This window comes from Bradyrhizobium sp. Kon37, assembly GCF_055807535.1.
Window position 1 is genome coordinate 59232 of sequence record NZ_JBVVOY010000023.1, and the last position, 13630, is coordinate 72861.

4 protein-coding genes are annotated in these 13630 nt (G+C 63.4%); 2 read left to right on the forward strand and 2 right to left on the reverse strand.

The window, feature by feature from the left end; all coding sequences use genetic code 11:
- Positions 1-32: 32 nt before the first annotated feature.
- The gene (locus AC0L3J_RS30365; protein WP_473349474.1) at positions 33-9470 is read right to left on the reverse strand and encodes a VCBS domain-containing protein; all 9438 of its coding nucleotides are present in this window, start codon (positions 9468-9470) and stop codon (positions 33-35) included.
- Positions 9471-10136: 666 nt separating this feature from the next.
- Between AC0L3J_RS30365 and AC0L3J_RS30370 the strand changes: the two genes are divergently transcribed.
- Positions 10137-10868, forward strand: coding sequence for a transglutaminase-like cysteine peptidase (locus AC0L3J_RS30370; RefSeq protein WP_473349475.1), 732 nt, complete (start codon positions 10137-10139; stop codon positions 10866-10868).
- Positions 10869-11083: 215 nt separating this feature from the next.
- The gene (locus AC0L3J_RS30375; protein ID WP_473349476.1) at positions 11084-12208 is read left to right on the forward strand and encodes a lysozyme inhibitor LprI family protein; all 1125 of its coding nucleotides are present in this window, start codon (positions 11084-11086) and stop codon (positions 12206-12208) included.
- A 183-nt stretch (positions 12209-12391) separates the two neighbouring features.
- Here the strand turns inward: AC0L3J_RS30375 and AC0L3J_RS30380 are convergent, their stop codons facing one another.
- Positions 12392-13591, reverse strand: a complete 1200-nt coding sequence (locus tag AC0L3J_RS30380) for an ABC transporter substrate-binding protein (protein WP_027570084.1) — start codon at positions 13589-13591, stop codon at positions 12392-12394.
- Between the last annotated feature and the right edge of the window lie 39 nt (positions 13592-13630).

A 13630-nucleotide genomic window follows, 5' to 3' on the forward strand; every position in this document is an offset into this window, starting at 1 on the left:
GCGAATTGAGAGCCGATTGCCCGACGGGCCGTCTAGCTCACATGGAGAATGAAGTCGCCGGCGTGGAGATTGCCGGCAATCGTGTTTTTCAGGAGGATCTTGTCGTTGGTATCGAGATTGAGCAGGGTATCGGCGCCCTGCTGCTCTGCGAGCCCGGATACCTGCGTCCACGACGTGATGCTGCCGAACTGTCGCAGGTCAATCTTGTCGAGGTTGATCTCGAAATCGTTCACGGTGTGCAGGACCGGATCCAGCGACGACGTCGGCGCGAACACGAATTGGTCCTTGGCGCCGCCGCCGACGAGCGTGTCACTCGACTCGCTCGCGAAGATGACGTCCTTGCCGGCTGCACCTGACAGGGTGATGCCCTGGCCGTCGGCACCTTCGACGAAGATGAAATTGACGGTGTCGAACAGGCCCGTGGTCTTGTCCGTCACCGTCAGTGTGATCTGGTCAGTCGCGGGCGGGGTGGCTCCTGGACTGTAGGTGACGCCGTCGGCGAGGACCGAGTTGATATCGTCGAGGTTGCCGCAAGCGGTCGCCGGATCGACGCTACTGTCCGGATCTTGCCCGGTTACGGCCGTCATCTTGAAGTCGTCCGTCGCGGCACCGGAATCGGTATCAACGACCGAGAGACCGGTGATGGAGTCGGTATTCGGCTCGTTGGTGTGCCAGACCTGGAAGTGATCGGTGTTGATGACAGGGCCGCTGGCGGGGGGCGCCGTCACTTTCGTATCGATAGTGGTGAGGTCGTGCGAGACAGGCGTCGTGCCGCCGGTGCCCGTCGCCGTAAGATCGATCGTCGCGGGCGACGAGGAATCGGTGATTGCACCGATATAGGTGTCGTCGAGGGCATGCACGCCCAACGCATCCGGCGTCCCGGTGAAGCCATCGGCCGGCACGAACCTGATCAGCGTATCCGTGCTCAGCACCAGCGCACTCGTGTTGCTGACCGCCCCGACATCAACCCATTGATCGGTGCCGACGAGCTCGTACTGCCAGACGCCCTGATCCGAGGTGGCACTATCCGCGCTAACCGCGATGGCCTGGAAGCTCGCGCCGTCGTCGGCGTCGTGGAACTTGCCGGCAAAGAGATGGCTGACTGTGGAGCCAGCTGGATCGCTGTTATCTCCACTGACCGAGGCCAGCGTCGCGTCATCCAGAGTCGGTGCATCGTTGCTGCCGGCGATGTTGATGGCGATCACGCCGTTACCGGCTCCGGTCGGCGTGTGGCCGTCGTTGGGCACGATCGTGTACTGCAGCGACAGCGTGTGGCCGGCGGCAAGGAAGTCGAAGGCCTCGCTGCCTGAATTGAAGTCCCACGTAAACGTGGCGTGGGTGGCGGAGCCATTGAGAATGTCCCCGGGCTGCACGGCCAGATAGTTGAGCAGCGTCGCGCTCGAGGGCTCGCCGACATAGCCGGTCTGGAGCACATCGTCCAAATAGATATCGAGATGACCGACCGCGACCGTCACGTGATCGGTAGTATCGGCATCCGAAACCGTCAGCGTACCATGCTTCACCAGTTGCGTATTCGTCTCGAGCAGGTCCGCGCCGGAATGGTCGTTCGTTTCCGCCGTGATCGCGGGTGCATCGTTCTTGCCCGTGATCGTGATCGTGACGTCGGTTGTGGCGGTATTGCCCTGGTGGTCATCAAGGGTGACGGTGGAGACTACCTTGGCGCTCTGGTTCTCGCCGAGGAAATCCAACGCGCCGTCGGCGATCGAATAGCTCCAGGTGGCCGTGCCGTTGTTCTTGCCGGTCTGCGGCAGAAGGGTCAGGGCGTGTTCGAGCGCAGCTTCCTGGCCCGTCAGCGTCAATGGAGTCGTGCCGTCGGTGTCGAGCCAGGTTACGGATTGGCTCGTGATCTCCGCGGTCGGTCGGTCGGTCAGGTCGACGTCCTTGAAATCGATCGAGCCGGTCGCGGCAGTGGGCGTGGGGTCGAGTGCCGAAGAGCCGGTGGTGCTCTCGCGTTCCGAGACCGTCGCGGTCAGCGTTGCCGTTGCCGTATCGAACAGCGGCTTGTCGTCATTCGGACTGATCGTGATCAGCGTGCCGCCATGGCCGTCGTCGCTGCCGGCGAAATGATAATTGCTGTAGTCGACGCCGGGGGCGAGTTTCAGCGTAATCGTATGATTGTGGGCGTCGCTCACGACGAGCTCGCCCGTCGCGGCGTTATAGGTCGCCGACGTGCCGTCGTCATAAACAATGCTCGACAGATCGATCGTATCGTGCGCGGACAACGCCGCGATCGATCCGCCGAAGGTCGACGCATCGATCTGAAGATGGGCGCCGTCGCCGTCGAGCGTGATCGTTTGCGTGGCCGTCACCGTGCCCTCGAGCTTCAGCAACGCGCCGGCGTCGACGGTGACCGAGCCCGAGCCCGAGCCCGACACCGAGCCGAACAGCGTCAGCGCCCCGTCATGGACCTCGATGCTGCCGGCATTGGCGATGGTACCCGTGATCGACGCTGTGCCCCAGCTGTCGATGGTCGCGTAATTCTCGACGCTCAGCCCGGTCCCGGAGATCGACGCGCCATGCAGGTCGATGGCACCGTGGTTGACGATGGACGACGCGTTGCCGAAGACGCCCGAGCCGGCGACCGTCCAGGTGCCGCCGGACTCGTTGTTGAACGTCGCGGTAGCAACCGAGATATTGCCGTTGATGTGGCCGGCATTGTTGATCGTGATGGCGCCGCCGGTCTCGACGATGGCGTAGGTCGCGGCGGTCACGGTCGAGGCGAGGGCAGGTCCTATCGTTCCGGTGGTGGAATTATCGATCTGCGCGGTGCCGGTCGCGTTCTCCTGGATGAAGATCGCCGCATGGGCGCTCGGGGCCACGATCGATCCGGTATTGGTGATATGGGTCGAGCCTGTCGCGCCCACTTCGTTCTGCGTCACGCTGATGCCGGCGAGGCTCGTGCTGGTGATACCACCGTGATTGACGATAGTGACGTCGCCGCTGCCGTTGGCGACGGCAGACACGCCTACTGCGCCGGTAGCGGAGCCATTATTGGTGACGCTGACGTCGCCGCCACCGTGATCGAAGGCGCCGATAGCGGTACCGGCGGCCGTAATCGAGGAGGTCGCCCCGGTCGTGACTGTGAGGTTGCCGACACCCCAGGTGAACGCCTCGATGCCGTAGCCCGCATCGGCGATAATCGTTGCATCGCTCGTGACGGTGACGTCGCCCTTGACTGCATTCGAGAACGTTCCGGCCCCGCCGGGCTTATAGCCGGCGATGATCCCGCCGGGAGTGGTGCCGTCGTTATTCGAGGTCGAGCCGGAGTGGATCGTGCCATGGGCCTCGACCGAGATCGTGCTGCCGACGCCATCAGCGATCGCAGTGGCGTAGTTGACCGCCACGATGCCGGTGCTGCCAGACGTGATGCTGTCGCCGTTCGCCATGGTAACGCTGACGTCGCCCGCATCGATGCTGTAAGCCCTGATGCCGTAGCTCGTCGCACCCGAGATCGTAACATTTGCGCCAAGCGTGACCGTCACGTGGCCAGTGCCGCCGCTCAATGCCGAGGCGTTGATACCGACGCTTTGGGTCCCGGAGACCGAAATCGTGGTGCCGGCGAAGCTGGTCACCCTGACGTCGCCATTGCCGTAATTGTAGGCGTCGATACCATAGCCCGCCGCGGCGTTGATGTTGGCGTGATTGCTGATGGTGACGGTGCCGTTAACGTTGGTATTGGCGGTCGATCCGGTCGTGGCACCGGTGTAACCGGCCTGGATGCCCGCCGGCGTGTTACCGCTCTGGTTTAGGCTGCTGCCGGAATTGATCGTGCCGTAGGTCGTGACGGTGATGGTGCTGCCGTCCGACGCGTCGATCGAATCTGCTCGATTGACCGCGATGATGGCCGAACTGCCCGACGTGACGACGCTGCCGGCCTCGGTCGTGACGGTCTCGCTGCCACTGCCGTAGCTGCGCGCACGGATACCGTAGACGGAGCTGCCGGTGATGGTACCGCCGGCGTCAATGGCAATGTCGCCGTCGCCCTGCGTGGTCGCGTCGATTCCGTATGCGCCACCAACAGCGCCGCCGAGCTGGGTGATCGAGATGCCGCCGGCGCTGGCGCTGTTCAAATTCTCGACAAGAACGCCGACCGAATTCGCGCCGGTGCCGGTCGCCTTGCCGGTGAGATTGTTGACAGTGATATCGCCAGCGCCGGTCGCGCTGTCGCGCAGCCAGATGCCGTGGCCAGCGAGGCCCTTGATGTCGCCGGTCGCCGTGAACGAGATATCGCCGGTACCGTTCTGAGTGACCGCGACGCCGTTGGCCGCGCCCGTCAGCGCACCGGTGGGCGTGAGAACGATGTTGGCGGGCGCTGCAGATGTGCCGCCCGATGCGGTGAAGTCGAGCGCATCGCCGCTCGATGTCGTGATATCGGCCGCGCCCTTGATCGTGAACGTGCCGGCTTTCGTCGACTGACCGGCAATGGTGCCGGTGAAGCTCTGGCCCGCCACCTTGTCGAGCTGGAGCGTATCGGCGCCGCCGGCAAAGGCAATGGTCTGCGCCGTCGCCCCGGCGAGTTCGAGCGTCGCGCCGTCGTCGATGATGACCGAGCCGACACCGCTGAGGCCGCCGGCGAGGTTGAGCGTGCCGGCCTGCACCTCGATGGTGCCGGTGTTCGTGACCATCGCCGAAACGGTGCTGGAGCCGGATACGCCGTAGAGATTGCCGGCATTGCTCAGGCTGCCGCCGTTGATCGAGACGTCGGTCAGATAGAGCTTGGAACTTGCGTCGACCGTGATCGTCCCGCCGGAATTGGTGACGATGACGGTCGCAAGCTTCAGCGTGCCGCCGTGGACCGCCTTGATATCGGCGGAGTTGACGATCAGGTCACCGGAAATATCGAGTTCACCACCATTCGCCTGAATCAGATTGTGGTTGGTGAGGGTGTGGAGGATGGCGGGATCAATCGTCAGCGTGCCGCTGGTCACCGTGATCGTGCCGGTGTTGGTGATGTCTGCGTTGTTGATGGCACTGGTGCCGGTCGATTCCAGCGTACCGGCAATCGTCACCGTACCGCCAACGATGGTCGCGCCCTGGAGATCGAGTGTCGAGCCGGACTCGACCGAGACATGACCGCTGCCGGTGTCGGTCACCGTCATGCCGATCAGCTTCAGTGTCCCGTGATTGATCGCCGCCAACGTGCCGGTGTTTGCGATGGCTTCGCCGTTGATGTCGAGCTCGGCGCCATTGGCCCGGAGGATGCCGTCATTCGCGATCGAGGTTGCGGAGCTCGTCGCCAGCAGCGTCAACGCGCCGAGAGTTGCCTCGATCAGATAGTTGTTCGAGATGTTGGCGTCGGTAATCGCAGTTGTGCCGGTCGAATTCAGCGTACCCGAAACAATGAGCGCACCGCCAGTCAGGCTTGCACCGTTCAATGTCAGCTTGCTGCTTGCATCGACCTTGACCGTGCCATGATTGGCTATTGCGGTGCCCGCAACAGTCACGTCATCCAGCGTCAGTATGACGCCGCTCTCAACCGTCACGGCAGAGCTGCTCAGCGTCGCGCCGCCATCGATCTTGCTGGCGCCGGTGACGTCGATCGTGCCGGGACCGTCGATCGTACCCCCGCTGATCGTCGCGCCGTTCACTGTCAGCTTGCCGTTGGCATCGATCGTGACGTTGCCGGCATTCGCAACCGTCGAGCCCTGGTCGATCGTCAGCGCGCCGTTCGCCAACACTTCGATCGTGCCGGTGCTCGCATTCGTGACCGTCTCGTGCTCGAGCGCATTGCCGGTGCCGCTGACCTTAAAGGCCGCGTTGTTGTTCAGGATGCCGCCGCTCAGCACCGCAGCGCCGGTCAGGTCGATCTCGCCGCTGCCCGTAACCGTACCGGTGCCGCTGATCGTAGCCCCGTTCACCGTCAGCTTGCCGGTGGCATCGACCGTGACGTTGCCGGTGTTGGCGACGGTTGAACCCTGGTCGATCGTCAGCGCGCCGTTCGCCAGCACTTCGATCGTGCCGGTGCTCGCGTTCGTGACCGTCTCGTGGTCGAGCGCATTGCCGGTGCCGCTGACCTTGAAGGCCGCGTTGTTGTTCAGGATGCCGCCGCTCAGCACCGCAGCGCCGGTCAGGTCGATCTCGCCGCTGCCCGTAACCGTACCGGTGCCGCTGATCGTGGCCCCGTTCACCGTCAGCTTGCCGGTGGCGTCCACCGTGACGTTGCCGGCATTCGCAACCGTCGAGCCCTGGTCGATCGTCAGCGCGCCGTTCGCCAGCACTTCGATCGTGCCGGTGCTCGCATTCGTGATCGTCTCGTGGTCCAGCGCGTTGCCGGCGCCGCTGACCTTGAAGGCCGCATTGTTGTCCAGGATGCCGCCGCTTAGCACCGCAGCGCCGGTCAGGTCGATCTCGCCGTTGTCCGTGACAGTGCCGGCACCATTGATTGTGGCGCCATTGACCGTCAGCTTGCCGGTGGCGTCCACCGTGACGTTGCCGGCATTCGCAACCGTCGAGCCCTGGTCGATCGTCAGCGCGCCGTTCGCCAGCACTTCGATCGTGCCGGTGCTCGCATTCGTGACCGTCTCGTGGTCCAGCGCATTGCCGGTGCCGCTGACCTTGAAGGCCGCATTGTTGTTCAGGATGCCGCCGCTCAGCACCGCAGCGCCGGTCAGGTCGATCTCGCCGTTGCCCGTAACCGTACCGGTGCCGCTAATCGTGGCCCCGTTCACTGTCAGCTTGCCAGCGGCATCGATCGTGACGTTGCCGGTATTGGCAACGGTCGAGCCCTGGTCGATCGTCAGCCAGCCATTCGCCAGCACCTTGATTGTGCCGCCGGACGTGTTTGCGACGGTCTCGTGGGCGAACTCCGCGGTGCCCTTGACGTTGACCGCTCCTGAATTGTTCAGCGTGCCGCCTTTGAGGACGCTGGTGCCGTCGAGCTCCAACGTGCCCAGAATGGTCACGGTGCCGCCATCGACCGTCGCGGTGTCGACGATCAGCGTCGTGCCGGCATCGGCCTTCAGCGTGCCACCGGCATTGTCAATTCCGGCCAACGTCGTCAGCGTGCCGCCGAACAGCTCGATCGTGCCGGAATTGGTGATCGTGGTGCTCTTGGCGAAATCGCCGCCGCCCTTGAGCGTCAGGTAGCCGGCGTTGGTGAGGACGCTACTGTCCAGGAACTCAGCCTTGCCACCAACCGAGATCGTGCTGGCCGTGAAATTGGTGAGCTTCGAATCGGCCTTGAGGCTAACCTCGCCCGCAATCATCAACGCACTCTTGTTGATGACTTCCGGTGCCGTGTGGCCGACCGTGGTGTCGTAGTCGTTCATCGTGATCGACTTGGCATAAGCAGCCGCGTCGATCGTCACCGGATAGGACGGCGTCAGCCCGTGCAATTGATCCGTGATGACGATGACGTCGTCATTGATGGTCGGGACCGTGCCGGTTTCCCAGTTGGCCGCGTCCTTCCAGAAGCCGCCGGAGGGCGCGCCGGCATGGTCGGTCGCGATCCACACCACGGCGGGAGCGTCGGTGCCGGTGATCGTGACGGTGATGGTCTGCTGCGAGGTGGCGCCTTGCGCGTCCCTGAGCGTCACGGTGTAGACCAGCGTCAGCACCTCACCCTTGGGGATGAAGTCGGCGAGATAGACCGGCAGGTCGGCCAGCGACCAGTTGATGGTGCCGGTGCCGTCCCCGGTGCTATCGGCGCCCGCCGCGATCGCGACCGACATCGCGCTCTGGAACGCAGCTAGCGGGCCCGGCGGAACGGTACCATCAGGCAGGGTCGCGCTGGTCAGCTTGACAGCGACCGTGTGGGTGTCGGTGAGGTCGACATCATTGAAGGTCAGCGTGCCCGAAGTCGGCACCTCGCTGGTGAGCGGGCCACCCGGCACGCTGGTGCCGCCTTCGAAGACGATGACCGGAACGCTGGTGGTGATCACCGGCTTGTCGTTGGTGCCGGTGATCGTGATGGTGATGTCGATGGTCGACGCTTCGGCATTGACCGAGAAATTATTGTTGACGCGGACCTTGTAGGTCAGCGTCAGCGTCTCACCCGCCGCGAGAAAGTCGAAGACGTGGTCGGGAATCGTGTAGGTCCAGACCGCCGAGCCGTGGTTGGTGTTGCCGCCATTGGCGACCACGTCGATGTTGATCAGCGTCGCAGCAATGTCCTGCTTCTGGAGCGCGGTGAGCGATCCGGTGACATCGTGCAGCCCGGCGTCCTTGTAGACGTAGTTGGGCGCGTCGGCGACGCTCATGCTCACAGTCGGCCGGTCGCCCAGGTTCTGGTCGTCGAAGGTGATCAGGCCGGAGATCGTGTCGGAATGCGTCGTGTCGCCGGTCGTATCCGCGCGCTCGGTCAGCGCGAACGCCTTCTGCACATTGCCGTTGAGATCAAGACTGCGCGCAAGGGGCGGGCCGGGAATGCGGGTGCTGGTCGCCGGATCATGGCCGGGCCCCGGCGATGTCGGCTCAGTGAGATGCGTGAAGGTCGCGGTCGCGGTGGCACCGGTATCCGTCTTGATGAAGACAATGTTGCCGGTCTGCGTGATCGAGTCGGTGAAGTTCTGGGTCAGCTTGGTGTTGCTGTTGTTGTCCGTGAACTTCAGCGTGAACACGTCCGTGATCAGCTTCTGGATGTCCGGCGACATCAGGGCATTGGAGATCGAGACGTTGCCGCCGCTGATCTGGATCATCTGGCCGGCCTGGTTGACCGTGGCGATCGGCAGCAGCGTGACCTTGTCGAACAGGATGTAGGAGCCCGTCGTGCCGTTCGGCTCGACCAGCACCTGGAAGCTCGCCTGCGGCTGCGGATCGCCGCCGCCGGCGGGAACGACGAAGTTGATCTGGCTCAGCACCGCCGTGCCGCGGATGCCCATGGTGGCGACCGGCGTGTCGACCTTCATGTCGCCGTGCTTGGCGGTCTCGCCGGCGACGAAGGTGATGGTGCCCGCGACCAGACTGAGCAGCGAGGAATTGTTCGACCCGTTGGGGTCGTAGACCATCTCGTTCAGCACCATCCGCGCATTGGAGGACAGGCCGAACACCGTGCCGTCGATGAACGTGATGCCGAGCGTCGAGTCGCCGCCGGTCGAGACCACGTCGCCCTTCTCGACATTGTCGCCGTTGTTCAGGATGACGGAGACGCCGTTACGGACCGCGGTCGCGCTGCCGGAAAGCTTGGTGACGTGGCCGATGACCTGGGCGGCTGCAATGCCGGAGGCGGCCTGCGCATATTGCACATGGCCGGTGAGTGCGTTGACGACGTCGCCGGTGAGGTGCGCGCCGTCGGGCGAGGCGATCGCCGCGCGCTTGTCGCCCCTGAAATAATCGTGAACGACGAAATCGTGCCCATCATGGGACAGCACGAGGTCGAGGCCGGCGCGCTTGAAATCGCCGTTGAAGATCAGATTCGGGTCGGGAACGACGAACGCGCCATCAGGCACGTGACCGTGCGCCTTGGCGGTAAAGGAATCGACATGGCCATCGGCGGGCGATCGGGAACCCAAGCCGTCCAAGGAAATCGCGGCGTCAAATTTGCCAGCGTAATTCAATCCGGGCACCAAAAAAGGGAGTTAAAATCTAAGTAAGTATCGCTCGCCTAAACTTGCATATCATTACCAAGTCCTTAGCGAAACCACCTATTGCTTGTGTGATTTGGCATCACCAAGCGGTCGATGCTCTCAGGCGGCTGGGCGTCCGCAGAGAAGCCAAAGTAATTTTTGAAATACTCATAAGTAAAGTAGCGCTTATTTTCGCGCATTTCCAGTAACCCCATGTATTCTATTGTAGAAATCATACAATAGATACTTATGTCATCTTTTGTTCGTGGATCCCCGCACCACCCTGCGGCAAATACGGGGCCAAATCTGTGATCCAACTAACAGAAGCTGTGAAATAGCGAGCCGTTAGCCATAAGGTGCAGAATCAGTTCCACGACAACTTGTGACTGCAATTGGTCGTTCTTCGCGGCAACTGCCGCCCTCCTAGCCGGCGAATCGTAAAATTTTACGCAATTTGAGCAGGCCCGTTTCAGCCTGTTGCCCGGTTTTGGGACCCCAGCCGGGCGCGTTAAGCAGAACAAAACCGGCCGCCTCGCACTATCTCCCCGAAAGCAACAAAGCCCGGCACGTGCAGGTCGAGGGGGACCTGGCGAAGCCGGAAGGGGATGTCAGATGGAGACCGCTGCTCGCTCGCGCGCTTGGCGCGTAATCGTTGTGCTGTGCGGATTGATCCTGCTCGGATCGGCCGCCGAGCTTCGCGCTGGAACGCTACTGTCGCCGGGGGCCGGCGTCCTCGTGCGCAAATCTGCCGAGCCGTTCGGCGTGTTCGCCTTCGCTATCTCCGCCGGCAGCCTGCAACAGAAATGGCTCGCGCTGAGGTCCAGGCTCGACGATGACATGGTGCAGCTCGCGCTGTGCGACGGCGACCGGGACAATTGCGCGTCGCCTGCTGCGCTGAAACTGCTCGCCATCGTCGACCAGGCCCGCAGCCGTGACGGCCGCGCTCTGCTGGGCGAAACCAATCGCGCCATCAACCTCGCCATCCGTGCCGCCGATGACGGTTCTGAGGACGTCTGGAGCTCGCCGCTCGCGACTTTCGCGCGTGGCGCCGGGGATTGCGAGGACTATGCCATTGCCAAGCTCGCCGCCCTTAAGCTTGCGGGCGTCGCCGCCGAAGATCTCCGCATCGTCGTCGTGCGCGACATCCGCGCCGGCGAAGAGCATACGGTTGCCGCTGCACGGCTCGACGGCCACTGGCTGATGCTCGACAACCGCCGCATGGCAATGGTCGAGGACGACGCTGCGCGGAGCTACCAGCCGTTGTTCGTCCTCTACCGGTCGGCCGTGCTGAAATATGTCGACGAACCCGTGCGGTTCTCGATGGTCGCCGCCGAGGCGCGTTGATTTTCTTGTAGCCGGGATGGAGCCACCGGGTCGGCGCACAGCGCCGCCCGATGACGGGCTCCGCGCAATCCGGGGCCGCTGCCGCCTGCCGCACGAATCCCGGATTGCGCTGCGCTCCATCCGGGCTACCAGCACAATGCGCGCTTACCCACAAACCCATTCCACAGTGCGATCCCGGACGCTAGCATGGCCGCGGCTATGCGGGGGCGACTGGAATGCGGTTCATCGTGCTGACTTTGCTTGCGCTGCTGGCCTTGCCGGCGGCTCCAGGCTTCGCGCAATCCAGCCCGACTGTCCGCTCCGTCGCCGACAGGCTGCCGCTGTTCGCCAGGAACAACTGCCAGCAGATCCGCGATCCCGGCAATCAATTGTTCTGCGGTGATGCCGAGCTTGCCGCCGCCGCCGAGAAGCTGAGCACGGGAATCGAGGCGCGGCTTGCCCGCCTGCCCGATCGCCTGCCCGGGATCGAGGAGAACGCGATCTGGATTCGCCAGCGCAATCTCGGCTGCGGCATCGTCGGCCAGACCGCGATCCGCACCGACGATTTTGACCGGGTGAAGGCATGTCTTCTGAAGGTGACCGATGAGCGCGCCGCGATCGTGCGCGATCCGGATTTCGACTGTCTCGCAGCCAACACCGCCGCGGGCGCGCTGATCTGCGCAGACCCGTCGCTGGCGCTTGCCGAGACCGAGTTGAACAGCCAGGTTCTCGGCCTGATCGGCAAGCTCGATCCGACCGCGGCCCGCTTTGCCTTCGCCGAATATGGCCGGTGGACGCGGGAGCGCGATCGCAAATGCAATCTGGTCGGCAAGGAGAATGTGCCGCTCGGGGAGCTCGAGTCCGCGGAGGACTGTCTCGCCGGCTATCTGAAGCACAAGGCCGACGAGATTGGCGCGGCGAAAGGCGATCCGAAGAAGGTGTTCGGCCGGCAGGTCGCAGCCCGGGCGCCCGACACCGATGCCGTCGACTTCTGCGCCGCGCGAATCCACGCGGCCAATTCCTGCGGCAACTTCCTCCGCATCAACCGCGTCTACGCACTCGACAGCCAGGTGGGCGAGCAGGAGGCGCAGGTCACGGGCGAGATCGAGATGGCCGTGCTGGCGCCCTTCGCCACCTGTAGCAAGATCGCCACGACGTGCACGGGCACCTGCTGGAACGCCACAACGGGTCGTCCGCAGCCTGGCGTCAGCAACAAGGAGCGCTCCGCAGACGCCTTCAACGTCACGCGCCGCCTCAGGATCCAGCGCACCTTTGCGTTCGTGAAGGCCGCCGACGGGTGGCGCTGCCGGGAAGACGAGTTGGCCCCGGTGAATTCAGGCACCGCGGGTGGGGGATCGTAGGGCTGTGTGCTCTCCCTCGCCCCGTTCTTACGGGGTCGCGACGAGCTTCGCTCGCGCTGAGAGGGTTGGGGTGAGGGGCTGCTTCAGCGAATCCCGTGACAGTTCGACTCGCGGAGAGCCCCTCACCCGGGATTTGCTGCGCAAATTCCGGCCTCTCCCCGCGTGCGGGGAGAGGCGAAGAAATCAAAACATCAGATTGTCCTTCACCAGAACCCAGCGGCCGCCCTTGACCTGCTGCACCTGGGTGATGGTGTTGGCGAGGTGGTCGGTCTTGGAGAATTTGGTCGGCGGCGAGTTGAAGATGTCGAGGAATTTGTCGCCCGATTCCAGCGCGTCCAGCATCTTCTGGCCGGTCAGATCCTTGCCTGCCTTGTTGGCGTAGAACGCAAACGTCGTGACCGCGTTATAGCCGATGATCGCCTGGGTGTTGGCATCGGTGTTGAACATCTTCTTGTAATTGATGAGCCAGTCGTGGACCTTGCCCTTGGCGGTGTCCTCATAGGGGATCTCGAAGCCGCTCGCCGCATAGAGGCCCTCGACGGCGTCCTTGCCGAGCGCCGGCACTTCCAGCACGTTGGTCGGCGTCGCCCCCAGGAAGGTGACGTCCCAGCCGAGCTTCTTCGCCTCCGTCATCGCGCCGATGGTCTCGCGGATCACGGTGCCGAGCACGACGAGATCGCAGCCGTCGGACTTCATTTTGGCGATCTGCGCGCTGAAATCGGAGGCGCCGCGCTTGTAGCTCGTCACCGACGCCGGCTGCAGCTTCATGGCCGTCAATTGCTGGGTGAAGCCGTCGAGCACGTTCTTTCCATACTCGTCATCCTGATGCATGATGCAGGGCTTCTGAAAGTTCTTCCACTCCACCATGTATTTCAGCGCGGCCCGTGTGCTCTCGACATAGGGCAAGAGGTTGTTGAACTTCAGCCGCTCCTGCGGCTTGGCCGGGTCGAATTTGAAGGTGAACTCGGCGGCGGTCAGCGGGAAGAGCTGGAGCACGCCGGCATCAAACAGGATGTCCTGCGCGGCGAGCGTCGGCGCTGATCCCATCGAGCCGATCATTGCAAATATCTTGTCGCGCTCGACCATCTTCTGGGACGCCAACACGCCCTTCTTCGGATCGTAGCCGTTATCCTCGAGGATCATCCTGATCTTGCGGCCATTGATGCCGCCGGCCGCGTTGATTTCCTCGACCGCCATCTTCATGCCGTTGGAGACCGGCACGCCCCAGACCTTGATCGGCCCCGACAGATCCTGATGGGTGCCGATGACGATCTCGGAGGCCGAGATGCCTTCATTGGTGACCTTGGTCTGCGCCGCGGCAGGCAAACAGGTAAGCACCACCGCGCCTGCCGCAAAGCCGAACGTTCTCAACGATCTCGACATTGACGTCTCCTCTCCTTGGGGCCCTTGTGATGCGAAGGG